Origin of the sequence: Thauera phenylacetica B4P, from assembly GCF_000310225.1 — a bacterium.
GTDB lineage: Bacteria > Pseudomonadota > Gammaproteobacteria > Burkholderiales > Rhodocyclaceae > Thauera > Thauera phenylacetica.
In genome coordinates, this window is sequence record NZ_AMXF01000043.1 from 1 (window position 1) to 25,314 (window position 25,314).

Sequence of the window (25,314 nt, forward strand, 5' to 3'; positions counted from 1 at the left end):
GGCCGCCGCCGAGCGCGCCGCCGAGGATTTCGCCCAGGCCGCCCATGCCATCCGCCGCGGAGCCGCCACGGCCGCCCCCGAGCACACCGCCGAGGAGGTCGCCCAATCCGCCACCCATGCCGCCACCCGTGCCGCCGCCGGCCGCGCGCCCGCCGAGGAGGCCGCCGAGCACGTCTCCGATGCCGCCGGCACCCACGGCGTGGTCGAGGCGGGAGCGGCCCTGCTGGCCCATGCCTTGTTGAAGGATCTGGCCGAGGATGTTTCCGAGGTTCATGGCGGACTCCCGTTCATGGTGTGAAGATCCCATTGTATCGGTGTGCGGGCCGCGGGCGTGCGGCATATTCGGCCGGCTTGCCCATCACGGGCGCCCGCGGGGGCGTGGGTGCGCGCGCTCGTCGCGGCGTGGGACGTCCGGGTCCCAGGTCGGGATCGGTGCACGTGCGCGGCCCGAATTCGTCCGCCGAATTCGTTAGAATCCCGCCTTTGCGCCGGACGGCGCGCGCCGACCAAGTCACTCTGAAGGACTGCCCACGTGAAGTATCTCTCCACCCGCGGCCACGCCGGCCAGCCCGCCAATCCGGAATTCTGCGACATCCTGCTCGGCGGCCTCGCCCCTGACGGTGGCCTCTACCTGCCCGAGACCTATCCGCAGGTGACGCGCGCCGAGCTCGACGCCTGGCGCGGCCTGTCCTACGCAGAGCTGGCGTTCGTGATCCTGTCCAAGTTCATCACCGACATCCCCGCCGCTGATCTCAAGGCGATCTGCGACAAGACCTACACCGCCGAGGTCTATCGCCACGTGCGCGCGGGCGACGACGCGCGCGACATCACCCCGGTGCACTGGCTGGAGAAGGACGCCGACGGCCGCGGCCGCTTTGGCTTGCTCGAACTGTCCAACGGCCCCACGCTCGCCTTCAAGGACATGGCGATGCAGCTGCTCGGCAACCTGTTCGAGTACGTGCTCGCGAAGCGCGGCGAGACCATCAACATCCTCGGCGCCACCTCGGGCGACACCGGCTCGGCGGCCGAGTACGCGATGCGCGGCAAGCACGGCGTGCGCGTCTTCATGCTGTCGCCGCACGGCAAGATGAGCGCCTTCCAGCGCGCGCAGATGTACTCGCTGCAGGACGACAACATCTTCAACATCGCTGTCACGGGCATGTTCGACGACGCCCAGGACATCGTGAAGGCGGTCTCCAACGATCACGCCTTCAAGGCCGGGCACAAGATCGGCGCGGTCAATTCGATCAACTGGGCGCGGGTGGCGGCGCAGATCGTGTATTACTTCAAGGGCTACTTCGCGGCGACGGAGAGCAACGACGAGCAGGTCGCCTTCTGCGTGCCTTCGGGCAACTTCGGCAACATCTGCGCCGGCCACATCGCCCGCCAGATGGGCCTGCCGGTGGCCAGGCTGATCCTCGCCACCAATGAGAACGACGTGCTCGACGAGTTCTTCCGCAGCGGCGTGTATCGCCCGCGCAGGGCCGCCGAGACCCACGTCACCTCGAGCCCGTCGATGGACATCTCCAAGGCCTCGAACTTCGAGCGCTTCGTGTTCGACCTGGTCGGCCGCGACCCGAGGAAGGTGGCTGCGCTGTGGGCCGAGGTCGATGCCGGGCGCGCGTTCGATCTGTCCGGCACGGACGAATTCGCCCGCATCGGCGCGTTCGGCTTCGTGTCCGGGGAGAGCAGCCACGCCGACCGGCTGGCGACCATCCGCAAGGTCTTCGAGCAGTACGGCGTGATGATCGACACCCACACCGCCGACGGCGTCAAGGTGGCCTGGGAACACGCTGCCGCGGTGCCCGCGGGCGTTCCGGTGCTGGTGCTGGAGACCGCGCTGCCGGTGAAGTTCGCCGAGACCATCGTCGAGGCGCTCGGCCGCGAGCCGGAGCGTCCCGCCGACCTCGAAGGCATCGAGAAGCTGCCGCAGCGCGTGGAGGTGATGGCGCCCGACGCCGAGGCGGTGAAGCGTTTCATTGCCGAGCGGGTCTGAGTGCCCCGGGGGGGGCAGGTGGCGATAATTGCTGAAGTTCCGCGCGTAGGCGTCGATACTCCAGAAGGTTTGTTTATCCGAGTCGATCGGAACTTGATGCTTTCAGGAGCTTGTCGGAATGCCCCCCCAAAGTTTGTCGATGGATTCGCTCCGTGTGGTCGCCGCGCTCGTCGGGGTGGCGAGCGCGGTCTCCCTTGCGGCTCACGAGTTCGGCGCGCCGCCTTGGTTGGGGCTTGTTTCCGGGCTGAGTGCCGTTCTCGGTGCGTTCTGGGTGGCCTCGAGCAAGAGCGACCGTACGGCAGTGGCCGCGGTGGCGTCGCTCGAGTCCGGCGAGAGCGATGTTCGGCGCGATATTGGCGAGGGCAGTGAAGGCGGACGAAATCCCATCGTGGTCACGATGCGCCAGGTCATCGGCGAATTGCGCGGAAGCGGGACGGAGATCGCGGTCGGTGCGGCACGGCTGAATCTGTGCATCGGCCAGGCGGCAGCGAGCGCGCGTCAGCAGCGTGAGCTCACCGGCGAGATCCTCGCTGGCAGTCGCAGGGTGGGCGAAGCGGTGGATCGCGTTGCGGGGCATGCGCAATCGATCGGTACCGCCACCCAGGCGAATCTCGCCGCCATCGGCGAACGTCAGGAAGAGCTCTCGGAGACGACCCGCAACATCCGCGAGGTGAGTGATCGGGTCGGTGCGTTCGCGGGGACGGTGGAAGAACTGAGCCAGCGCGCGATGCAGATTCGCGACATCGGGCAATTGATCAACGACATCTCCGACCAGACCAATCTGCTCGCGCTCAATGCGGCCATCGAAGCCGCTCGGGCCGGCGAAGCGGGGCGCGGCTTCGCGGTCGTCGCCGACGAGGTGCGCAAGCTCTCGGAAAAGGTCAAATCGGCGACCGCGGTGATCGCCTCCAATTCCGAGTCCATGCTCGCGCTGGTGCGCAGCACCGAGGCGGAAACCTGCCAGATCCGGGACAACTCCAGCCGGGCTCACGAGGTCGTGCAGCGATCCGCGGACAGCTTCAGCGCGATGCTGGGGGGCTTGCGGCAGATGAACGAGCAACTGCTCGATGTCACCGGGGCGATCCAGCGCATCCACGAGGACAACGCCGGGATGAACGCGCTCGTGGGGCGGGTGACCGAGCTGGCTGCCGAGGTGAGCGGGCGCATGGACGAGTCTGCGACGGTATCGGAGGTCCTGCGCGAACACACCGAGATGCTGCACATCTTGTCCAGCCGCTTCCGGCTCGGCGATTCCGCCTACGACAGCCTGATCGCGGCCGGCGAGCGCCACTGCGAAGCTGTCTCGGGCTTCCTGCAGGCCAAGGCAGCCTCGCTCGATGTCTTCGACACCCGCTACCAGCCCATACCGGGGACTTCCCCGCAGAAGTACAACACCAGCTATGACCGCGCGGTCGAGAGGGAGCTTCAGGAACTCTATGATGGACTGCTCGAGGAGGTGCCGGGCGTGGCGTTCTGCGGAGCCTTCGACAGCAATTGCTACATGCCGGTGCACAACCGCCGCTTCTCCGAGCTGCCGAACGGAGATCCCCAGCACGATCTTGCGTTCAGCCGTCACAAGCGCATCTTCGACGACAGCACCTGCAGGCGCGCGCTCGCCTCGCGCGAACGCATGCTGTTGCAGACCTACGTCAGGGATACAGGGGAGGTATTGTGCGACCTGTCGTTCCCGATCGTGGTCGGGAACCGGCGCTGGGGCGTCTTCCGCATCGGCTTTGCGCCGTCGCTGCTGGGCCGGGCCGCACGGGCCGGCGGGCAAGCGGGCAGCCGCTCGATCGCCTCTGGTGCCTTGGGCGAGACTCGAACTCGCACGGCTTTCGCCACTACCCCCTCAAGATAGCGTGTCTACCAATTTCACCACCAAGGCTTTCCTGCTCAGCGCGTTCAGCAAGGGCGCGGATTATAGCCGTACCTCACCAGGGTGGGTCAACACCCCGGATGCAGATTTCTCCGGATTGCTGCCTGCAGAGGGCGACCGTCTCTCAAGGCGCGGGGTGTGACTGGTATCCCAGGCGTTGCGCGATGTCCGCGCGGGGGCAGGACTCGACCGCGAGGCCTTGCCAAAAGAGGGCTGCGACCATCTCTCCGGCGAGCATCGCAAGCAGAGCGGCCTCGCCTGGTGGATCTCCCCTCGCGCAGCGCAGCGCGGCCACGAAGGTGGCAAGGTCGCGGTCGTCGATCATGCCGGGCCCGTCGCTGGTCGGCAGGAACGCGTTGCCGTTCTCATCGAGCAGGACCGGGGCGCGCGGGATGACCGCCTTTCCCGTGTGCGCGAGGAGGGCGCCCTCGGGGTGCAGTCGCAGGATCAAGGGTGCGGCCTCGAGATCAACGAAGACCCGCTGGGCGCCGTTCTGTACAAACCACCGGCCCCGATCGTCCGCCCCGTAGTGGGCATCGAGGAAGGCGAGCAGACCCGCATGGGAGATCTTCTCACCACGCAGCCGCCATGCTCCGCGCGCGTCGAGCGCGAGCCAGCCGTGGCAGGACGGTCCGCTCGGCCAGTTGGGGGGCGTGACTGCGGCTCCGGACACGTTCGCCCTCAGCGCTCCACGTGACGCAGCGACAGGTCGAGCGCACGCACGTCCTTGGTCAGGGTGCCGATCGAGATGCGGTCGACACCGGTCTCGGCGATCGCGCGCACGCGGTCGAGATTCACGCCACCCGAGGCCTCGAGTTCGGCGCGGCCGGCGTTGATGGCCACCGCCTCGCGCATCTGCTCGAGCGTCATGTTGTCGAGCAGGATCATCTTCACGCCGGCATCGAGCGCCTCGCGCATCTGCTCGAGCGTCTCGACCTCGACCTCGATGAACACGTTCGAGGGCGCGATCGTGCGCGCCTGCTCGACGACCTCGCGGATGCCGCCCGCCGCGATGATGTGGTTCTCCTTGACCAGGATGCCGTCGTAGAGGCCGACACGGTGGTTGGTGCCGCCGCCGATCGCGACCGCGTACTTCTGCGCCAGGCGTAGCCCGGGCAGGGTCTTGCGGGTGTCGACGATCCTGGCCTTGGTCCCCGCGACCGCATCGACGAAGCGGCGCGTGACGGTGGCGGTGCCCGAGAGCAGTTGCAGGAAGTTGAGCGCGGTACGTTCCGCGGTGAGCAGCACGCGGGCGCGCGCGGCAATCTCGCACAAGGTCTGGTCGGCCTTGACGCTGTCGCCGTCCTTGACGTGCCAGTGCACTACCGCCGCAGGGCTGAGCGCGGCGAAGGCGGCGTCGAACCACGCGGTGCCGCAGATGACCGCGTCCTCGCGGGTGATGACCCGGCCGCGAGCCTCGGTGTCGGGCGCGATCAGGCGGGCAGTGAGGTCGCCGGTGCCGATGTCCTCGGCGAGCGAGGCTGCGATGTTGCGCTGGATTTCGACGCGGAGCTGTTCGGAGAGCATGACGTGGGCTGGCGAAGGAGTGAAAGGTTTCAGTTTAACACCCGCACACTTGGCGCCGCGCGCGACGCACGGCCCTGTCTGGCGGGGGGGCACCGGGCATATTCGGCTTGCAAGCGCGGCACCTTTGGCTAGATTAAAAAAGGAGGGCGGCACGCCAGATGGCGTGCGCGGACCGTCTTGCGACCGGGCTGGCGGGCCGATCGGCTGCTTCGATCGGGTGAGCTTTGGCTGGCGCTCGACGGGACCGGTCCCCGCAGCCTTGTCAGCAGGCGCAGCGCGTGGCGCAGGCGTGCCTGTCCGCAAATGGTTTCCCAGCAGTGGCGAGAGGGGTGTGGTCATGTCGACGATGCGGGCGAGTGTGCGGCGTGCGGCAGGGCTCGTGGCCCTGTGCCTGGTGTGGGGAGCGGCGCCTTCGGTGTTCGCGCAGGCCTCCGTGGGCGGGGGAGCGGTGTTCGACAGCGCGCAGGCACGGCTGCGCGATGCGGAGACCCTGAAGGCGCTCACCGCGGAGGGGCAGTTGCTGTATCGCCGCGATCGTGTCCGGCTAGACGGCTATCGCTACTGCAGTCAGGCCGTGAGCCAGGCGGAGCGTGGCGAACTTCGCGAAAGCATCCGCTCCGCGGCGCGTGCCTTGCATGTGGGACTGGCGGAGGGAAACGAGGACCTCGTCGCGCTGGCCAAGCGCGACTTCGCGATCGCGTACAGCTACGCGGGCGATCTCGACAGCGCAGAGCGACACGCGCGCGAGGCGCTCCAGCATGTGGCGAAGAATCCCGCGATCGTTGCCGGGCCTGCCTACAAGACCCTCGGCGACGTGGCGGCGCGGCGTGGCCGCTACGATGAGGCGATCGGCTTGTATGCCAAGGCGGCCGAGGTGGCGAGCGAACGCTTCCGCGCGCTGGTCGATCTGTCGCTGGTCAATGCCTACCTGAGCGCCGGTCGTGTCGGCGAGGCGCGTGCGGTGTACGAGCGGCAGGCACCCGCCGAGGCGGCGCTCGGCCCGCTGCGCGCGCGCATCGAGGGCCGCCTGCTCTTGGCCGAGGGGCGCCTCGATGAAGCGGCCTCCGCGTTCGAGTCCGCCGCCCGCACGGCCATCGGTGCCGACGCCGACTACAACCGCCTGTGGGCGCTCGATGGCCTTGCACGCACCTGGATCGCACGGGGCGACCGACGCGAGGCGCAGCAGCGCGCACTGGAGGCCGCGACCCTCGCCGAAGGCGTCCGTGCGCGCTTTCGCAGCGAAGAGTTCAAGACCGGCCTTTTCGGCGACATGCAGCAGGTGTTCGAGCTCGCGGTCGCGTTGTCGATGGATCTCGGCGAGGTCGAGCGCGCTTGGGCGCTCTCCGAACGCAGCCGCGGGCGTGCCCTGCTCGACACGCTGCGCGGTCGGGTGGACGGCGGAGGGCGGCTCGACGAAGCAGTCGGGGCTGCGGGTCTGGGCGAGCTGCAAGCCGCGCTGCAGCCCGGAGAGTTGCTGCTGCAATACCACGCGCTCGACGACCGCCTGGTCGCCTGGGTGGTCGCGCCCGGCACGCTGCGGGGGCAGGTGCTGCCGATCGCCCGCGGCGAGCTCGAGGCGATGGTGGAAGAATTTCGCCGGTCGATCTTCAGGCGCGCCGGCGATACCCGGACGCTCGCGCGCGCCCTGCATGCGCGCATCGTCGAGCCGCTCGGCCTGCCGTCCGGATCCGAGCGGCTGGTCGTGGTCCCGCATGGTGCGCTGCACTACCTACCCTTCCAGGCCCTTGTCGGCACTGCGGGGCGTTACCTGATCGAGGAGCGCGGCATCGTGATCGCCCCCTCGGCGAGCGTGGCCCTGCAGCTGGCACGCCGGGGTGCGGGCGCATCGGGTGCGCTGGTGGCCTTCGGCAACCCCGCCAGCCAGGCGCGCGAGGGACTGCCCGGCGCGGAGCGCGAGGTCGAGCGGATCAGCGACCTGTTTCCCGAGCGCCGGGTGTATTTCCGCGAGCAGGCGTCCAAGGAACGTTTCCGCGAGAGCGCGGGGGCCGGACGCATCCTGCACGTCGCGGCGCATGCCGAGGTCGATGCGGTCGATCCGCTGCACTCGCGCATCCTCCTCGCCGGCGCGGCCGACGACCCGGGCTTCCTCGAGGCCCGCGAGGTCTACGACGTCGACCTCGGCGGCGTGGCGCTGGTCACGCTGTCGGCCTGTGAGAGCGGGTTGGGTCGCATCGCCCGTGGCGACGAGATCCTCGGCTTCACGCGCGCCTTCCTGACCGCGGGCGCGGGAGGCCTGGTCGCCTCGCTGTGGCCGGTGGCCGACGATTCGACCGAGTTCCTCATGACGCGTTTCTACTCCGCCTTCGTGCGCGGGACCGCCGCCGTGGAGGCGATGCGCGAGGCGCAGGTCGCCACCTTGCAGCAGCCGGGGTTTGCGCACCCGTTCTTCTGGGCGCCATTCAACCTCATCGGCGACTGGCGCCTGCGTGGCGGCACCTGAGTCCTGTCCCGTACCGCTGTCCTCTCCATGGAGCGTCCCGGATCATGAAGACATCCCGATCGAGCGGTTCGAAGGTATACGGGCTGCGCGCCTGCCTGATCGCGGGGGCCGTGCTGGTCGTGACCCCGCCTGCGGGGGCGCAGATGCCGCCGGGGGCGGGGGATGTGCTGCGCGAGGCGAGCCCGCCCGAGCGGGTCCCGCCCGGCACCGAGGAGGCGCCGCTGCTGCCCGAGCGTGCGGCCCCCGCGCCGGCTGCGGCAGCCGGTCCGTCCTTCGTGTTGCGGGCGGTGCGGTTCGCCGGCAACAGCGCCTTCACGGACGCACAGCTGCAGGCCGAGGTGGCGCCGTGGCTGGGGAAGGAGGTGAGCTTCGCCGATCTGCAGGCCATGGCGGCGCAGGTTAGCGCGCGCTATCGCGAGGCCGGCTTCCTGCTCGCCGAGGCGATCGTTCCAGCACAGGCGATCGAGGACGGGCGGGTCGAGCTTTCCGTGATCGAAGGGCGGATGGGCGCGGTGCGTACCACGATCGATGCGGCCGCGCCGGTCCGGGAGGCCGTGATCCGCGACATCGCCGCGGGCCTGCCGAGTGGCGAGCCGCTGCGCGGCGCCGAGCTCGAGCGCACCATGTTGCTGTTGTCCGACCTGCCGGGCCTGCGACCGGAGGCTGCGCTGGAGCCGGGCACGGAGCCGGGCAGCGTGGACCTGGTGCTCGAGGTCGCGCCACGCCGGCGCTGGGACCTGATGGTCGACGTCGATAACCACGGCTCGCGCAGCACTTCCGAGTACCGCGCCGGCCTGCTCGGACGCATCAACAGTCCGCTGCGCCTCGGCGACAACCTCGACGTGCGCCTGCAGGCGGGCACGGGCGGCCGCCTTGCCTATGGCCGTGTCGGCTACGAGCTGCCGGTGGGCGGGCGCGGGACGCGGTTCGGCGTATCGGTCGCGCGGGTGGAGTACGAACTCGGCGAGGAATTCGCCGCACTCGACGCGAACGGCGAGGCCGACTTGGTCGAGGTCGGGCTCACCCATCCCTTCGTGCGCTCGCGCGCGCGCAACTTGTTCGGCCGGCTGGGCTGGCAGGCGAAGCGGCTTGACGATCGCCTGGATGCCGTCGGCTTCACCGAGGACAAGAAGCTGCGCAGCGTTCACGCAGGCTTGAACTACGAGCAACGCGACGACTGGCTGGGTGGTGGTTACATGAGCGCCGAACTGACCGTTCACCGCGGTCGCCTGCGGCTCGATCCCGACGCGCTTGCGCTAGATCAGGCGGGACGTCGCAGTGCCGGGAACTTCACCCGGTGGACTTACGGGCTGTCGCGCCTGAATGCCTTGATGGACAAGACCTCGCTCTATTTCGCCATCAGCGGCCAGTTCGCCAGCCGCAATCTCGACAGCGCGGAGAAGGTCGCGCTCGGCGGGCCGCGCGCGGTGCGCGCCTACGCGCCCTCCGAGGCGACGGTCGATGTGGGCCACGTCGCCACGCTCGAGCTTCGTCGCGCGCTCACCCCGGAGCTGTCCGTGCAGCTCTTTCACGACTGGGGCTGGGGGCACAGCGATCGCCACGCCCTGGGTGGCACCGACAACAGCGTATCGCTGCGCGGGGCGGGCGTCGGCGCTTTCTGGAGCCTCGCCGGCGAAACCGTGCTGCGGACCAGCCTGGCCTGGCGCACCAGCGCACGCGGCGAGGTCGATCGCGACCGCGTTCCGCGTCTTTATGTGCAGCTGACTCATGCGTTCTGACTCACGCGTTCTGACTCACGCGTTCTGACTCACGCGTTCTGACTCACGCGTTCTGACTTACGCGTACTGACCCGCGCATTCCGTGCGTCGCGTCTGCCCGCATGTGCCGCAGGAGGACACCATGAAAACGATCCGCCCGTATCGCAGCGCACCGGCGCCCCGCATCCTCGCGGCGGCGCTTGCGCTCGCCTTCTCCCAGGCCTGGCCGGCGTGGGCGCTTCCCGAGGGGAACACCACCGCGCACGGGGTGGTCGAGGTGGGCCGGCCCGACGCGTCGCGCATGGTGATCCGGCAGGCGAGCGACAAGGCCATCGTCAACTGGCAGGGTTTCTCGATCGGCGCGGGCGAACAGGTGCGGATCGAGCAGCCGGGGGCCGGCAGCGCCATCCTCAACCGGGTGACGGGCGCTTCGCGCAGCGAGATTCAGGGCCGCCTGGACGCCAACGGCAAGGTCTTCCTGATCAATCGCAACGGCGTGGTGTTCGGCGAGGCGGCCGCGGTGAACGTGGGGTCGCTGGTGGCCTCCACGCTCGACATCGACAACGACGACTTCGTCGCCGACCGTCTCCGCTTCCGCGCGCTGGAGGGGCCGGCTGCGGTCGAGAACGCCGGCTCGATCAACGTCGCCGAGCGTGGCACCGTGGCGCTGATGGGTGGCCGGGTGGCCAACAACGGCACGATCCGCGCGCAGCTCGGCACTGTCGCGATGGCTGCGGGCGAGGAGATGACGCTGGACCTGGCCGGCGACGGACTGTCCCGCCTCACCGTCACGCGAGCCACGCTCGAGGCCCTCGTCGACAACGGCGGTGCCGTGATCGCCGACGGCGGGCAGGTGCTGCTGAGCGCGCGCGCGCTCGCCGAGGTCAGCTCGCGGGTGGTCAACCAGACCGGCGTCGTGCGCGCCCGCGGGCTCAGCGAGCGCGGTGGACGCATCGTCCTCGACGGCGGCGACTCGGGCGTCACCGAGGTGTCGGGTGTGCTGGACGCGAGCGCGCCGCAGGCGGGCGGACGCGGGGGCGAGGTGCAGGTGCTCGGTCACCACGTGGCCGTGAGCGGAGCTGCCGCGCTCGACGCCTCCGGCGCCGCGGGCGGAGGAGCGGTGCTCGTCGGTGGCGACTACCAGGGGCGCAATCCGGCGGTGCGCAATGCGAAGGCGACCTATGTCGGGCCGAGGGCCAGCGTGAAGGCGGATGCGACGGTGGCTGGCGCGGGCGGCAAGGTGGTGGCATGGAGCGACGACGCGACGCGTGCGCATGGCAGCTTCAGCGCGCGCGGTGGTCCGGCGGGCGGCGATGGTGGCCTGGTCGAGACCTCGGGCGCCTTTCTGGATGTGAGCGGAGCACGGGTGAGCGCGACGGCGCCAGCGGGCAAGGTGGGTCAGTGGTTGCTGGATCCCACCGATCTCCGCATCGTCCCCGGTGATGCAAATGAAAACATCGACGAGGAAGAAGGGCCGGTCTTCGTTCCAGTGGACTCACCTGCCAGCATCGGTTACATCATTCTCTCCAACGCGCTCAACCAGGGAACCAGTGTGGTGGTGCGTACCGGAACGGGCGAGGGTGGAGCCGGCGACATCACGATGGAGAGGGATACGGAGGAGGGTCCAGCCCCGGCAATCCGATACACGGGTGGCGGGCGCGTATCGCTCACGCTCGAGGCACATCGAGACATCCGGATCGAGCCCGGCGCCCGCATCGAGGCGGTCGGCGCGGGCTCACTGGACGTGGATCTGAGCGCCGACACGGCGGATGCGAATTTGGGGCGAGTCGATATTGCGGGCGCGAGAATCGTCACGAACGGCGGAGCATTTCGCATTTATGGTCAGGGCGACGCAGACAATGGTTACGCTTCTGGCCGTGAGGATGAAGTCGATCTGGCGGGTGTTCGGATCGAAGATTCGACGATCGACACGGGGGCGGGAGACATTTCGATTCGTGGGAGCGGGGAAGTTGGCCGCCAAGGCGTGCGCTTGCAGGGCGTGATCCTGGAGTCCGGCGCGTATTCGAACACGATCGAAGCGCGGGGCGGCACTGTAAGGATCTTCGGAATCGGCGGAATCGGTGGTGCCGGGGTGGAGTCTTCGTCGACCGGCATCCTCGGCGGCGAGGGAGTGCTCATCGACGGAACGAGCGCTGCGGACGACGGGGTATACCTGCTGCAGAGCCGGGTCGACGCGACGCTCGGCGCCGTGAACATCATCGGCTTGGGTGAAGGGAACGATGTCGTCTCCCATGGCGTGAATGTGCTCGACTCGACGATCTCGGGTTTTGCAGGTGTCGATCTTCGCGGCGAGAACACGCACGACGATGATGGCGTGAAGCTCGAGCGCAGCGTGATCGAATCCAAGGCGGGAAGCGTCGGCATCTTCGGCAAGAGCTTGCTCGCCTACGGCGTGTATGTCCCTGCCAGTTCGCAGCAGTCGCCCGAAGGCCGGTCGGAGATCTTTGGTGCGAGCGGTGTCGAGATTCGCGGCGAGAGCAGTGACGACGACGCGGTGAACCTCTACCGGACGTCGATCGCATCGGGTGGAGGAGATGTCACGATTGCCGGTTGGAGCGGCAGCAGCATCGGTGTCCGCCTCTCGTACGGCTCGCTTGGCGCCGAAGAGACCTCCGTGCGCTCCGGCACCGGACGGCTCGAGATCACGGGTGACACGACCGCGACCTCGGGGCCGGGGCTGGTGCTGGGCAACGTGGTGCTGGGTGGCGGTGACGAGACCCAGCTTGGCGACATCATCCTCCGTGCCCGCAATGGTGGAGCGGCCGACAGCATCGAACTCCATTATTTCGACGATGGCATCGCTAGGCCGGCATCCATCCGGACTACGGGTTCGTTGGTGCTGGTTCCCGGGGGGCTGGACGGAATCGAGCGGGAGCGTGCCGATGCGGTCCCGATCGGCGTGGGCACGAGCACGGGGAACGGCTTCGAAATCGAGCCGCGCGATCTCGCCGCCATCGAGGACGTCGCTTCGGTCGTGGTCGGAAGCGACACGCACATCGGGCAGATCAGGACGTCCGAGTCCGGCCTGGCCCTGAACGCCAACCTGACCCTGCAGAACGAAGGCGATGGCTCTTCCGGGATCTCCTTCGGCGGCCTGGACGTTGCCGGGCACACGCTGACCTTGGCATCCTCCGGTCCGCTGGTCCAGGCGGCAGGTGGTCCGATCGTGGCCGATGCCTTGCTCGTGCGCGCGACGGATGCTGCGAACATCGACCTGACGAAGTATGCGAACAGCGTCGGCACCCTGGCCGTCGACCCGCCGGCATCGTTCGCCTTCGTCAACGACGGAGCCGTGGTCATCGGACCGCTGTCGGGCCCTGGCTATTCGACCACAAGTGCTACGGTCCAGGTCCTTGCTGCCGCCGACTCCTCTTCCTACGGAGACTTTTTCGTCCGGACGATCAACGGAAGCCTCACCCTGGGGCAGAGCATCACCACGCTCGATGCCAATTCGAACATCACCCTCGTGGCCGACGGCGGGTTCTTCGCCGCGCCGGGTGCCGAGCTCACCCCCGGCACAGGCGGGCGCTGGCAGGTGTGGGCGTCCACCTGGGGTACCGCGGCAGACCTCGGTGATCTTGCCGATGACGCTTCCCGATTTTATGGCTGCAGTTTCTCCGACGGATGCGTGACTGGCGTGACGCTCCCGGCGACGGGCAATCTCATGGTCTTCGAGGGTCAGCCGACGCTGAGCATCGTCGCCCTGGACGTCAGCCTGACGTATGGGGATCCGATTCCGGAGTTGGGATTCGAGCCCGCGGTCGATGGCCTCGTCAACGGCGATCTCGCCGCCGACGTGCTCTCCGGCGCGTTAGGGACGACGGCGGTCCAGGGGTCGCCGGTCGGCGACTATACGATCGGAAATTCGTCGGGCAGCCTGGTGTCGCCTTTCGGGTATCTGCTGGAGGTCAGCGAGGGCTCCTTGACGATCGACCCTGCGACCCTGCTGCTCACGGTCGACCCGGTGTCGCGTCTCTACGGCACTGCCAACCCTGCCTTCTCGGCTACGGTGAGCGGCTTCCTGCTCGCCGACACGCTGGCGAATGCCACGACGGGAACCCTGTTGTTGTCGACGCCAGCGACCGAGCGCAGCGCGGTGGGCCGGTATGCGGTGACGGCGAGCGGCTTGAGCGCGGGCAACTACCTGATCGAATCGGCAAGCTCGAACGCGCAGGCGCTGACGATCGATCCGGCGACGCTGCTGGTCACGGACGATCCGGTCTCGCGTCTCTACGGCGCGGCCAACCCGGCGTTTTCGGCGACGGTGAGCGGTTTTCTCTTTGAGGACACGCTCGCCAACGCCACGACGGGCACGCTGGACTTGTCGACGCCAGCGACCGAGCGCAGCGCGGTGGGCCGGTATGCGGTGACGGCGAGCGGCTTGAGTGCGGGCAACTACCTGATCGAATCGGCAAGCTCGAACGCGCAGGCGCTGACGATCGATCCGGCGACATTGCTGGTCACGGTCGATCCGGTCTCGCGTCTCTACGGCGCGGCCAACCCGGCGTTTTCGGCGACGGTGAGCGGTTTTCTCTTTGAGGACACGCTCGCCAACGCCACGACGGGCACGCTGGACTTGTCGACGCCAGCGACCGAGCGCAGTGCGGTGGGCCGGTATGCGGTGACGGCGAGCGGCTTGAGCGCGGGCAACTACCTGATCGAATCGGCAAGCTCGAACACGCAGGCGCTGACGATCGATCCGGCGACATTGCTGGTCACGGTCGATCCGGTCTCGCGTCTCTACGGCGCGGCCAACCCGGCGTTTTCGGCGACGGTGAGCGGTTTTCTCTTTGAGGACACGCTCGCCAACGCCACGACGGGCACGCTGGACTTGTCGACGCCGGCGACCCAGCGCAGCGCGGTGGGGCGGTATGCGGTGACGGCGAGCGGGCTGAGCGCGGGCAACTATCTGATTGCATCCGCGGAGTCGAACGTGCAGGCGCTGACGATCGACCCCGCGATGCTGACCTATGTCGCCACGCCTGCCACGCGGCCCTACAGCGTTCCGAATCCGCCATTGAGCGGTTCGGTCAGTGGCTTCGTCGTGGGCGACACGCTCGAAACGGCGACCAGCGGCGCGCTCGTCTTCGCGAGCCCGGCGGGACCGTTTAGCCCTCCGGGCGCGTACCCGATCGAGGGCAGCGGGCTGAGCGCGCAGAACTACCGGTTCGAGCAGGCCCCGGAAAACCTTGGCGCGCTGACCGTGACGGCGCACGCGCCGGGGCCGGAGCAGGGCGCGGTGCTGCGCCCGACCGGCGAGTCTTCGCGGGTGCATGAGCGTAACTTCGGCCTGCCGCCGATGTGCTTCGCGGGTGGGCCGTTGATCGGCGCCGGCGCCGCGCAGGCAGGCGATCTGCTGGCGATGGAGTGGTCGCGGGTGCGCTCGCGGCCCAATCTTTCCAACTGCATCGGTGTGGATGAACGCAATCCGTGCAGCGACTTCTGAACCCTTCGGGCGGCGCTTGCCGCCCTTTCTTCCGGAGTACCTCTTGATCGATTCAGACGCCCTGCTCGCCGAGACAACCGAGCTCCCGCCCTGCGGCCCCGACCTCGAGTACGACCCCGCATTCCAGGCGCTGGAAGAGGCGTCGCGCGAGCGCATCGCGCAACAGTACGGCGATACCGTCATCCCCGCGCAGGAGCCGCGCTGGTCCGAGGTGCGCGCCGCCGCCGAGGGTTTGTTGCTGCGCTCGAAGGATTTGCGCGTGGCGGTCCTGCTCGCACGTGCCTTGGTTAAAACCGAGGGTTTCTCCGCGCTCGAGTATGGACTAGAAATAATCAGGGGACTGATCGAACGCTACTGGGATGCGCTTCACCCTCGGCTCGATCCGGATGACGACTTCGATCCGATCGTTCGATCGAATGCGCTGGCCCCTTTGGTGGACGCAGGCGCCTTGCTCAAGGACCTGCGGTTCTCGATGGTGTTGCCGGTGCGTTTCGGTGGCGGTTTGAAGGTCCGCGACGTCGAGGTGGCCGCGGGGAAGATGCCGCCGCGTCCCGACGAGCAGGCGTTCTCGCAAGCGCAGGTGGACAGGATGTTCGCGGACGCGGTGTTGGCCGACCCCGGGATCGCCTCCGGCGTCGGCAAGACCCTGGCCAGTGCGCGAGCACTCGCAGGGGCGCTGGTCGAGCGGGTGGGGGCCGATCGCGCGGTCGATTTCGCCCCTTTGCTGGCCTTGCTGGGCTTGGTGCAGCAGGTGTGCGCGCGCGTCGCGCCGGCGCCTGCGCAGGCGACGCAGGCCGGGGCCGGGGAGTCGGAAAGGGGTGTGGATGCGGATCGGTTGGCGCCGCAGACGGAGGAGGGGATGAGCGGCGAGGTTCGCAACCGGGACGACGCGCTGAGGATGCTCGATACCGTCATCGAGTATTTCGAGCGCAATGAACCGACCAATCCCGCGCCCTTGCTGATCCGTCGGGCGCGCAGGCTGGTCAGCATGAATTTCGTGGACATCATCCGGGACATGGCACCCGAGAGCCTCAAGCAGATCGAGTCGATCGCCGGAGCGGAGCAGAAGGACTGAGCACCGCCGATCGCAGCAAACCGTTTCATCCGCTCGACAAGGAGAACCGACGTGGTCACCAGCAGCCAGAAGTTCATTGCGCGCAACCGCGCCCCGCGGGTGCAGATCGAATACGACGTCGAACTCTACGGCGCCGAGAAGAAGATCCAGCTGCCCTTCGTGATGGGAGTGCTGTCCGATCTTTCGGGCAAGCCGGCCGAGCCGCTGCCCAAGGTGGACGAGCGCAAGTTCCTCGAGGTCGATGTCGACAACTTCGATAGCCGCATGAAGGCGATGAAGCCGCGTGTCGCCTTCCAGGTGCCGAACACGCTGACCGGCGAGGGCAACCTCAATGTCGAGATCACCTTCGAGAGCATGGACGACTTTTCGCCCGCCGCGGTGGCCGGCAAGGTCGATGCCCTCAACAAGCTGCTCGAGGCCCGGCAGCAGCTCGCCAACCTGATCACCTTCATGGACGGCAAGAGTGGCGCCGAGGAGCTGATCGCCAAGGTCATCCAGGACCCGGCCCTGCTGCAGTCGCTGGCCGCCGCGCCGAAGCCGGCAGACGAAGGCAAGCCGGCTGAAGGCGGCGGCGCCTGAACGCGCACGAAAACGGATCGAGGAGAATTGCGATGGCCGAAGTACAACAAAGCACCCAACTCGCCGGTGTGGCGCTCGAGGGCGACGAACTCGCCTCGCTGCTGCAGAAGGAATTCAAGCCCAAGACCGACGAGGCCCGCAGCGCGGTCGAGCAGGCCGTGCTGACGCTGGCGCAGCAGGCGCTGGCGAACACCACGGTGATCAGCCCGGATGTGGTCAAGTCGATCGAGGCGATCATCGCCGAGCTCGACCGCAAGCTGACCGAGCAGGTGAACGTCATCCTGCACCACCCGGATTTCCAGAAGCTCGAGGGCGCCTGGCGCGGTCTGCATTACCTGGTGAACAACACCGAGACCGACGAGATGCTCAAGATCCGCGTCATGAACATCTCCAAGGCGGACCTCGGCAAGACCCTCAAGAAGTTCAAGGGCACCGCATGGGACCAGAGCCCGGTGTTCAAGAAGATCTACGAGGAAGAATACGGCCAGTTCGGCGGCGAGCCTTTCGGCTGCCTGATGGGTGACTACTACTTCGACCAGAGCCCGCCCGACGTCGAACTGCTCGGCGAGATCGCCAAGGTCTCCGCGGCCGCGCATTCACCCTTCATCGCGGGGGCGAGCCCGACCCTGATGCAGATGGACTCCTGGCAGGAGCTCGCCAATCCGCGCGACCTCACGAAGATCTTCCTCACCCCGGAGTACGCCGCCTGGCGTTCGCTGCGCGAATCCGACGACGCGCGCTACATCGGCCTGGCGATGCCGCGCTTCCTCGCGCGCCTGCCCTACGGGGCGAAGACCAGCCCGGTCGATGCCTTCGACTTCGAAGAGGACACCGGGGCGGCCGATCATTCGCGCTACACCTGGGCCAACGCGGCGTATGCGATGGCGGTGAACATCAACCGCTCGTTCAAGCTCTACGGCTGGTGTTCGCGGATCCGCGGCATCGAATCGGGCGGCGCCGTGGAAGGCCTGCCGGTGCACACCTTCCCGACCGACGACGGCGGGGTGGACATGAAGTGTCCCACCGAGATCGCGATCTCCGACCGCCGCGAGGCCGAACTGGCGAAGAACGGCTTCATGCCGATCGTGCATCGCAAGAACTCCGACTTCGCCGCCTTCATCGGCGCGCAGTCGCTGCAGAAGCCCTTCGAATACGACGATCCCGACGCAACCGCGAACGCCAACCTGGCCGCGCGCCTGCCGTATCTCTTCGCCTGCTGCCGCTTCGCGCATTACCTGAAGTGCATCGTGCGTGACAAGGTCGGTTCGTTCAAGGAGCGCGAGGACATGCAGCGCTGGCTGCAGAAGTGGATCATGAATTACGTGGATGGGGATCCGGCCCACTCCTCCGAGCAGACCAAGGCCCGTAAGCCGCTGGCGGCGGCAGAGGTGGTGGTCGAGGAGGTGGAAGGCAACCCGGGCTACTACACGTCGAAGTTCTTCCTGCGGCCGCACTATCAGCTCGAGGGGCTGACGGTGTCGCTCAGGTTGGTGTCCAAGCTGCCATCGGCCAAGGCGGCGTAAGGACCAGGGGCGCGGCGCGGGCCCCGGTTCCGCCGCGCTCGTTCGCTCGTGTGCCCTTGATATGGGAGAGTCATCATGGCTGTAGATATGTTCATCAAGATCGGCGACATCCAAGGCGAGTCGGCCGACGGCAAGCACGCAAAGGAGATCGACGTCCTGTCCTGGAGTTGGGGCATGTCCCAGTCGGGGACGACCCACACCGGGGGCGGCGGCGGATCGGGGAAGGTCTCGGTGCAGGACATCAACTTCGTCAAGTTCGTCGACGCGTCCACCCACGCCCTGATCAAGGCCTGCTGCGACGGCAGCCACTTCAAGGAAGCCAAACTCACGGTGCGCAAGGCCGGAAAGGAGGCGCTCGAGTACATCAAGCTGACCATGAAGGAAGTGATCGTCACCTCGGTGGCGACCGGCGGGAGTGGTGGCGAGGACCGGCTGACCGAGAGCATCTCGCTCAACTTCGCCGAGTTCAAGCTCGAGTACACCCCGCAGAAGGAGGACGGCACCGGCGACTCGGCCAAGGAAGTCGCCTGGAACATCGCGAAGAACCAGCCGGCCTGATGCGGCGGCCGGTGGCCCGGGGGCGCTGCTGCGGCCCCCGGGCTTCCTGATCTTGTGGTCGATGGGCGGGGATCCGAGCATGGCCAAGAGCGACATGTTCCTCAAGGTGGAGGGCGCCCGGTCGGGAACGATCAAGGGCGAATCCGAGGATGCGGAACGCAAGGGCGAGATCGACGTACTCTCGTGGTCCTGGGGCATGCGCGCCCAGACCGAGATGGGCGGCGGAGGAAGCCTGGCGAAGGCGTCGATGCGCGAGTTCCTGATCAGCAAGCAGGTCGACAGCGCCTCGACTCCGTTGATGGCGGCGCTGCGCAACAACGACCTGATCAAGAAGGCCACGCTTACCGTGCGCAAGGCCGGCAAGGCGCCGCTGGATTACTACATCGTGGTGATGGAGCAGGGCCGGATCACCTCGCTCGACGTGGAATCGGTGGGCGAGGAGCACCCCGAGCTCGTCGAACGGCTCAGCTTCTCCTTCCAGAAGATCAGTATCGAATATGTACCGCAGGGGCCGGACGGGCTGGGAATGGGCTCGATGTTGTTCGAGGCCGAGACGATCTGAGCGCGCCTGCCTTCATCCACGCTGACGGGGCGTACCCCGGGAGGTCGAATGATTACCGATGCCGAGAATGCGGTCCGGGCAGGCGATCTTCCGCTTGCACTCGATCGACTCCAGGACGCCATCCGTGCCAAGCCCGAGGATGCTCGCCTGCGCGTGTTCCTGTTCCAGTTGCTGTGCGTGCTCGGGCGCTGGGAGCGGGCGCTGAGCCAGCTCGAGGTGTGCGCCGAGATGGACGCCGCCGCGATCGCGATGCGCGAGACCTACCGCGACGCGATCGGCTGTGAGCGTGTGCGCGCCGATGTCTTCGCCGGGATCCGCTCGCCGATGCTGTTCGGTGAGCCCGAGACCTGGATCGCGCTGCTGATCGAATCCCTGCTGCGTGCGGGGCGGGGCGAGGAGGAGGCCGGCGAGCGGCTGCGCCAGCAGGCCTTCGAGCTCGCCCCCACCACCAGCGGCAGCGTGGATGGCAAGGCCTTCGCGTGGATCGCCGACTGCGACATGCGCCTCGGTCCGGTGCTCGAGGCCATCGTGAATGGGCGCTACTACTGGATCCCGTTCTGTCGCCTGGCGCGCATCGACTTCGAAGAGCCGACCGATCTGCGCGACGCCGTCTGGTTGCCCGCCCATCTTCGCTTCATCAACGGGGGCGAGGCCGTCGCGCTGATCCCGGTGCGTTATCCGGGTTCGGAGTCGGCCGACGAGGGGCTCGTCGCGCTCGCACGCAAGTCGGTGTGGAGCGAGTGCCGGCCCGGTGTGTTCTGCGGTCTGGGGCAGCGTGTGCTGGCGACCGACAGCGGAGAATACCCGCTGCTCGACATCCGGCAGGTGCGCCTCGGCGAGGACGCGGAGGCCGTGGCGGACCATGGCTGACAGCGTCCCGAAGGATCGATTGCAGCCCGCCTTGCTCGACCGCCTGACCGACGACGAACCCGATCATCGGCTCGAACCGCGCGCGGAGCGCTTGATCTCGCGCCAGCGCATGCGCCAGAGCGTGCTGCGCGATCTGGGCTGGTTGTTCAACGCCACCCGCATGGCCGATGCGGAGGACTGGCCGGGAATGCCGTTGGCGCTGCGCTCGGTGGTCAATTTCGGGCTGCCGGCGCTGGCCGGCGAGACCGCCTCGACGCTCGACGTGATGCAGCTCGAGCGCGCGATGCGCCAGGCGATCCTCGAGTTCGAGCCGCGTATCGATCCTGCCAGCCTGAAGCTGCGCGCCCTGGCCGAACAGATCGCCCTCGATCGCCACAACCGCATCGAGGTGGAGATCCGCGGCAGCCTGTGGGCGCAGCCGACGCCGATCGAGCTGCTGCTGCGCACCAACGTCGATCTCGAGACCGGCCAGATCGAGATCCAGGACCTCGGGCGCTGAATCATGGATCCGCGCCTGCTGCGCTACTACGACCAGGAGCTGCGCCATGTGCGCGAGATGGGGGCCGAGTTCGCCGCGCAGTTCCCCAAGGTGGCTGCGCGGCTGGGCATGCACGGCATCGAGGTCGCGGACCCCTACGTCGAGCGCCTGCTCGAGGGCTTCGCCTTCCTCGCCGCGCGCGTGCAGCTCAAGCTCGATGCCGAGTTCCCGCGCTTCACGCAGCGCATGCTGGAGATCGTCTATCCGCAGTTTCTCGCGCCCACGCCGGCGATGGTGATCGCGCAGTTCCAGCCCGACATCCAGGATGCCAACCTGGCGCGCGGCTTCCGTATCCCGCGTGGCAGCACCATGCACGGTACGGTCGCACGCGGCGAGACGACCGCGTGCGAGTTCCGCACCGCGCACGAGGTCTGCCTGCTGCCGCTGGAGGTGGTCGCGGCCAGCTACTTCTCCTTCGCACCCGACCTGCCCTTGCAGCAACTGCCCGGCGGGCGTCGGGTCAAGGGCGGGTTGCGCATCCGCTTGCGCAGCGGTGCGGGGCTGGGGATCGCCGATCTGGACCTCGCCCGCCTGCCGATCTATCTTGGCGGCGGCGACGAGGTGGCGCTCAAGCTCTACGAGCTCGCCCTAGGGGCTTGCGTCGGCATGCTCGTGCAGCCGCCGGGGGAGGGGGCGTCGGCGTGCCGGTTCGTGCCGGCGGGCGAGGTGCGTGCCCTCGGCTTCGAGGATGACGAGGCCCTGCTGCCGGTCAATCTGCGCGGATTCCAGGGCTATCGGCTGTTCCACGAGTACGCTGCCTTTCCCCAGCGCTTCTGCTTCATCGACCTGCACGGCCTCGGCGCACCCGCGCGCGAGTGCAGTGGCAGCGAGCTGGAGATCGTGCTGCTGTTCTCGCGCGGCGACCCCACGCTCGAGGGCGTGGTCGACGCCGCCAACGTGAGGCTGTTCTGCGCACCGGCCATCAACCTGCTCGAGCGCAACGCCGACCGCATCCACGTCGGGGACGGCGGCCACGACTACCACGTCGTCGTCGATCGCACCCGCCCGATCGATTTCGAGGTCCATGCGATCGAGTCGGTGACCGGCTTCGGCAGCGGCGGCGTGCAGGCGCAACGCGAGTTCCTGCCGCTTTATGCGGCCTTCCACCACGAGTCGGCACAGCATGCGGCGTATTTTTGCCAGCAGCGCGAACCGCGGCTGCTCACCGAGGAGCAGAAGCGCCGCGGGACGCGCACGAGCTACGTGGGCAGCGAGGTGTTCATCTCCCTGGTCGACCCCGAGGAGGCCCCCTACGCCGACGAGCTGCGACAGCTTTCCGTGCGGGTGCTGTGCACCAACCGCGACCTGCCGCTGCAGATGCCGATCGGGCTGGGCAAGACCGACTTCACCCTGGATTCCGCCGCGCCGGTGACCGCGGTGCGTGTGCTCAAGGGCCCGACGCGGCCGGTTTCGGCGCTGCGCGAGGGCAGCGTGGCCTGGCAGTTCATCAGCCACCTGTCGCTCAACTACCTCTCGCTCTCGCACGGCGACGCCGGCGACGCGGCCGCCGCCATGCGAGAGATGCTCGAACTTTACGCGCTCGCGGGCGACGGCGCGGTCGTGCGTCAGGTCGAAGGCCTGCGCGCGCTGCGGGTCAAGCCCGTGGTGCGGCGCTTCCCGCTGCCCGGCCCGGTGAGCTTCGGCCGTGGGCTGGAGGTCGAGCTCGAGATCGACGAGATGGCCTTCCAGGGCGGGAGCGCCTTCCTGTTCGGCGCGGTGATGGAGCGTTTTCTCGGACGCTACGTGTCGATCAACTCCTTCGTCGAAACGGTGCTGCGTGCGAGTGGCCGCGGCGAGATCATGCGCTGGGTGCCGCGATGCGGGAACCGGCCGATCGTCTAGCCTTTCTGCGCGCGCTCGAGCAGAAGCCGTACGCGTACGACTTCTACCAGACCCTGCGCCGCATCGAATGCCTGTTCGCGGACAAGCCCAGGCTGGGGCAGGCGCTGCGCCCGGCCGACGAGCCCTTGCGCCTGGCGCAGGAGGCGTCCATGTCCTTCGCGCCCGCGCCGATCTCGGCCTTCCGGCCCGCCGAGGACGCCCGCCCGCCCAGGCTGGTGCAGCGCATCTTCGGCCTGCTCGGCCCCAACGGGCCCTTGCCGCTGCATCTCACCGAATACGCCCGTGAGCGTCAGCTGCATCACGGCGACGCGACCTTCGCGAGCTTCCTGGACCTCTTCCACCACCGCCTGCTGGCGTTGTTCTATCGCGCCTGGGCGCAGGCGCAGCCGGACGTGTCGCTCGACCGTCCGGCACAGGATCGCTTCGCGATGTATGTGGGCGCGCTGCTGGGCATCGGCCCGGATCGCCTGCGCCGGCGCGATGCAGCCGGGGATCGGGTCAAGCTCTTCCATTCCGGCCTGTTCGCCCGCCAGGTGCGCAATGGCGACGGTCTGCAGGCGATCCTGACGGACTATTTCGGCGTGGCGGCGCAGGTTGAGGCCTTCGCAGGCCACTGGATGAGGCTGCCCGAGGCGGAGCGCACGCGCCTGGGCAGCGGCGATGCGGGCGCACGGCTCGGCTTCGGGGTGGTGCTGGGCGGGCGGGTGTGGGATCGCCAGCACAAGTTCCGCGTTCGTCTCGGTCCGATGGGGCTCGCGGACTACGAGGCCTTCCTGCCCGGGGGGCGGTCCCTGCCGCGCTTGCTCGCGCTGGTGCGCCAGTACCTGTGCTTCGAGCTCGACTGGGACGTGCGCCTGGTGTTGCAGCGCGCGCAGGTGCCGGCGCTTCGCCTGGGAGGCGGACAGCGCCTGGGATGGACGAGCTGGCTCGGCAGGCCGCGCGGCGAGGACGATCCCGCCCCGCTCGCGCTGCATGCCGAGGACGCGCTCGCACGCCGCGCGCGCGAGGCGAATTGAGTAGGCCATTGCAAGGAGAAGGGGAATGAGCGAGATCAGCCGGATGGCGTTGTTCGGAAAGCTGAACCGGGTGGCCTACAAGGCGATCGAGGGTGCGACCGTGTTCTGCAAGCTGCGCGGCAACCCCTATGTCGAACTCGAGCACTGGGTGATGCAGATCGTGCAGGCGCAAGACAGCGACTGGCACCGCATCATCAAGCACTACCAGGTCGACATGGCCGTGCTCGCGCGCGACCTCACCAGCGCGCTCGACCGCCTGCCGCGCGGTGCGACCTCGATCACCGACCTGTCGGAGAACATCACCAACGCGATCGAGCGCGGCTGGGTCTACGGTTCGCTGATGTTCAGCGACAACGCGGTGCGCACGGGCTACCTGCTGCTCGGCATGCTCAAGACGACCTACCTGCGCAACGCCCTGTACGCGATCTCGCGCCAGTTCGAGCGCATCCGCGCGGAGGACCTGTCCGAGGCGCTGGTGCAGGTCGTCAGCGGCTCGCCCGAGGACTTGCTCGGCGAAGCGAGCGGCTCCACCGCCGAGCCTGGCGAGGCCAGCGGCGCGATGGCGCCGGCCGCGCTCGGCAAGCAGGAGGCCCTGCACAAGTTCGCTATCGACCTCACCGAGAAGGCGCGCAAGGGCGAGGTCGATCCGGTGCGCGGCCGCGACGAGGAGATCCGCCAGATCGTCGACATCCTGATGCGCCGGCGCCAGAACAACCCGATCATCACCGGCGAGGCCGGCGTCGGCAAGACGGCGGTGGTGGAGGGCTTCGCCCAGCGCATCGTGCAGGGCGACGTGCCGCCGCTGCTCCAGGGCGTCAAGCTCCTCACGCTGGACATCGGCCTGCTGCAGGCCGGGGCGAGCATGAAGGGCGAGTTCGAGCAGCGCCTGCGCCAGGTCATCGACGAGGTGCAGGCCAGCCCGAAGCCGATCATCCTGTTCATCGACGAGATCCACACCCTGATCGGCGCCGGCGGCACGGCCGGCACGGGCGACGCCGCCAACCTGCTCAAGCCCGCGCTCGCCCGCGGCAACCTGCGCACGATCGGCGCCACCACCTGGGCCGAGTACAAGAAGTACATCGAGAAGGACCCGGCGCTGACGCGGCGCTTCCAGATGATCCAGGTGCAGGAGCCCGACGAGGCCAAGGCCACCCTGATGCTGCGCGGCGTGGCGACGGTGCTCGAGAAGCACCACCGCGTGCAGCTGCTCGACGAGGCCATGGAGGCCGCGGTGAGGCTCTCGCACCGCTACATCCCCGCGCGCCAGCTGCCCGACAAGGCCGTGAGCCTGCTCGACACCGCCTGCGCCCGGGTGGCGGTGAGCCAGCACGCGACACCGGCCGAGGTCGAGGACTGCCGGCGCCGCATCGAGGCGCTGGACACCGAGCTCGAGATCATCGGGCGCGAGGAGCTGGTCGGCATCGAGGTCGGCGGCCGCCGCACCGACGCCGAGGCGCGCCGGGGGCAGGAGCTGGCGCGCCTGGGCGAGCTGGATGCGCGCTGGAAGGATGAGAAGGGCCTGGTCGACCAGATCCTGGAGTTGCGCGCGAAGTTGAGGGCTGAGGGCGGGCGCGTGGATCGCCCGGTGGTCGCCGCGGAGGCGGCCGCGCCGGAGCCTGGCGCGAGCGTGGCGCCCTCCGGCGAAGCCGTCGAGGGGACTGGGGAAGCTGCGCCCGTTGTGGCGGCGCAGCCTGCCGGTGTGGCGG

17 protein-coding genes, 1 tRNA gene and 1 pseudogene are annotated in these 25,314 nt (G+C 68.3%); 16 read left to right on the top strand and 3 right to left on the bottom strand.

Going from position 1 to position 25,314, the window contains the following annotated elements:
* From C667_RS26165 to C667_RS26810, 3 genes and pseudogenes are all read left to right on the top strand, one after another.
* A partial coding sequence (locus C667_RS26165) for a hypothetical protein (protein ID WP_004360544.1) occupies positions 1-298 on the top strand: 298 nt, incomplete at its 5' end.
* A 234-nt stretch (positions 299-532) separates the two neighbouring features.
* Complete coding sequence (thrC, locus tag C667_RS08165; RefSeq protein ID WP_004360546.1) at positions 533-1,996, top strand: threonine synthase; 1,464 nt, start codon at positions 533-535, stop codon at positions 1,994-1,996.
* A gap of 727 nt (positions 1,997-2,723) precedes the next feature.
* Positions 2,724-3,056, top strand: a pseudogene (locus C667_RS26810) (methyl-accepting chemotaxis protein); the annotation flags it as partial.
* A gap of 740 nt (positions 3,057-3,796) precedes the next feature.
* Here C667_RS26810 and C667_RS08180 read toward each other — a convergent pair.
* From C667_RS08180 to nadC, 3 genes are all read right to left on the bottom strand, one after another.
* Positions 3,797-3,881, bottom strand: a tRNA-Leu gene (locus C667_RS08180).
* A 115-nt stretch (positions 3,882-3,996) separates the two neighbouring features.
* Complete coding sequence (locus C667_RS08185; RefSeq protein WP_004360550.1) at positions 3,997-4,545, bottom strand: DUF2946 family protein; 549 nt, start codon at positions 4,543-4,545, stop codon at positions 3,997-3,999.
* 8 nt (positions 4,546-4,553) lie between these two features.
* Complete coding sequence (nadC, locus tag C667_RS08190; RefSeq protein ID WP_004360552.1) at positions 4,554-5,399, bottom strand: carboxylating nicotinate-nucleotide diphosphorylase; 846 nt, start codon at positions 5,397-5,399, stop codon at positions 4,554-4,556.
* 379 nt (positions 5,400-5,778) lie between these two features.
* Between nadC and C667_RS08195 the strand changes: the two genes are divergently transcribed.
* From C667_RS08195 to C667_RS26660, 13 genes are all read left to right on the top strand, one after another.
* Entirely contained in the window at positions 5,779-7,860 is a 2,082-nt protein-coding gene (locus C667_RS08195) for a CHAT domain-containing protein (protein ID WP_086013448.1), read from the top strand.
* A gap of 164 nt (positions 7,861-8,024) precedes the next feature.
* Positions 8,025-9,599, top strand: coding sequence for a ShlB/FhaC/HecB family hemolysin secretion/activation protein (locus C667_RS08200; protein ID WP_169317685.1), 1,575 nt, complete (start codon positions 8,025-8,027; stop codon positions 9,597-9,599).
* A gap of 121 nt (positions 9,600-9,720) precedes the next feature.
* Positions 9,721-15,045 (top strand): MBG domain-containing protein, encoded by a 5,325-nt coding sequence (locus C667_RS08205; RefSeq protein WP_004360558.1) that lies wholly within the window; start codon positions 9,721-9,723, stop codon positions 15,043-15,045.
* A gap of 43 nt (positions 15,046-15,088) precedes the next feature.
* Positions 15,089-16,120, top strand: coding sequence for a type VI secretion system protein TssA (gene tssA / locus C667_RS08210; protein ID WP_004360560.1), 1,032 nt, complete (start codon positions 15,089-15,091; stop codon positions 16,118-16,120).
* Between the two features lie 51 nt (positions 16,121-16,171).
* Positions 16,172-16,699, top strand: coding sequence for a type VI secretion system contractile sheath small subunit (gene tssB, locus C667_RS08215; RefSeq protein ID WP_004360562.1), 528 nt, complete (start codon positions 16,172-16,174; stop codon positions 16,697-16,699).
* 32 nt (positions 16,700-16,731) lie between these two features.
* Entirely contained in the window at positions 16,732-18,222 is a 1,491-nt protein-coding gene (gene tssC / locus C667_RS08220; protein ID WP_004360564.1) for a type VI secretion system contractile sheath large subunit, read from the top strand.
* A gap of 75 nt (positions 18,223-18,297) precedes the next feature.
* A complete protein-coding gene (locus C667_RS08225) occupies positions 18,298-18,780 on the top strand; it encodes an Hcp family type VI secretion system effector (RefSeq protein ID WP_004360566.1) in 483 nt (160 codons plus the stop codon).
* Positions 18,781-18,859: 79 nt separating this feature from the next.
* Positions 18,860-19,342: an Hcp family type VI secretion system effector gene (locus C667_RS08230; RefSeq protein ID WP_004360568.1), complete on the top strand. Its 483-nt coding sequence runs from the start codon at positions 18,860-18,862 to the stop codon at positions 19,340-19,342.
* Between the two features lie 48 nt (positions 19,343-19,390).
* The gene (locus C667_RS08235; RefSeq protein ID WP_004360571.1) at positions 19,391-20,212 is read left to right on the top strand and encodes a type VI secretion system accessory protein TagJ; all 822 of its coding nucleotides are present in this window, start codon (positions 19,391-19,393) and stop codon (positions 20,210-20,212) included.
* Positions 20,205-20,711 (top strand): type VI secretion system baseplate subunit TssE, encoded by a 507-nt coding sequence (tssE, locus tag C667_RS08240; protein WP_039921035.1) that lies wholly within the window; start codon positions 20,205-20,207, stop codon positions 20,709-20,711. The genes C667_RS08235 and tssE overlap by 8 nt, the downstream gene beginning before the upstream one ends.
* A 3-nt stretch (positions 20,712-20,714) precedes the next feature.
* Entirely contained in the window at positions 20,715-22,592 is a 1,878-nt protein-coding gene (gene tssF / locus C667_RS08245) for a type VI secretion system baseplate subunit TssF (RefSeq protein WP_004360575.1), read from the top strand.
* The gene (gene tssG / locus C667_RS08250; RefSeq protein WP_004360577.1) at positions 22,568-23,608 is read left to right on the top strand and encodes a type VI secretion system baseplate subunit TssG; all 1,041 of its coding nucleotides are present in this window, start codon (positions 22,568-22,570) and stop codon (positions 23,606-23,608) included. The genes tssF and tssG overlap by 25 nt, the downstream gene beginning before the upstream one ends.
* 25 nt (positions 23,609-23,633) lie before the next feature.
* On the top strand, positions 23,634-25,314 hold a 1,681-nt coding region (locus C667_RS26660; RefSeq protein WP_004360579.1), incomplete at its 3' end, for an AAA family ATPase.

Excerpts from the sequence above, each read along its gene's own strand:
- nadC (WP_004360552.1), bottom strand. The coding sequence starts at position 5,399 with ATGCTCTCCGAACAGCTCCGCGTCGAAATCCAGCGCAACATCGCAGCC.
- C667_RS08205 (WP_004360558.1), top strand. The coding sequence starts at position 9,721 with ATGAAAACGATCCGCCCGTATCGCAGCGCACCGGCGCCCCGCATCCTC.
- tssC (WP_004360564.1), top strand. The coding sequence starts at position 16,732 with ATGGCCGAAGTACAACAAAGCACCCAACTCGCCGGTGTGGCGCTCGAG.
- C667_RS08225 (WP_004360566.1), top strand. The coding sequence starts at position 18,298 with ATGGCTGTAGATATGTTCATCAAGATCGGCGACATCCAAGGCGAGTCG.
- C667_RS08230 (WP_004360568.1), top strand. The coding sequence starts at position 18,860 with ATGGCCAAGAGCGACATGTTCCTCAAGGTGGAGGGCGCCCGGTCGGGA.
- C667_RS08235 (WP_004360571.1), top strand. The coding sequence starts at position 19,391 with ATGATTACCGATGCCGAGAATGCGGTCCGGGCAGGCGATCTTCCGCTT.
- tssE (WP_039921035.1), top strand. The coding sequence starts at position 20,205 with ATGGCTGACAGCGTCCCGAAGGATCGATTGCAGCCCGCCTTGCTCGAC.
- tssF (WP_004360575.1), top strand. The coding sequence starts at position 20,715 with ATGGATCCGCGCCTGCTGCGCTACTACGACCAGGAGCTGCGCCATGTG.
- tssG (WP_004360577.1), top strand. The coding sequence starts at position 22,568 with ATGCGGGAACCGGCCGATCGTCTAGCCTTTCTGCGCGCGCTCGAGCAG.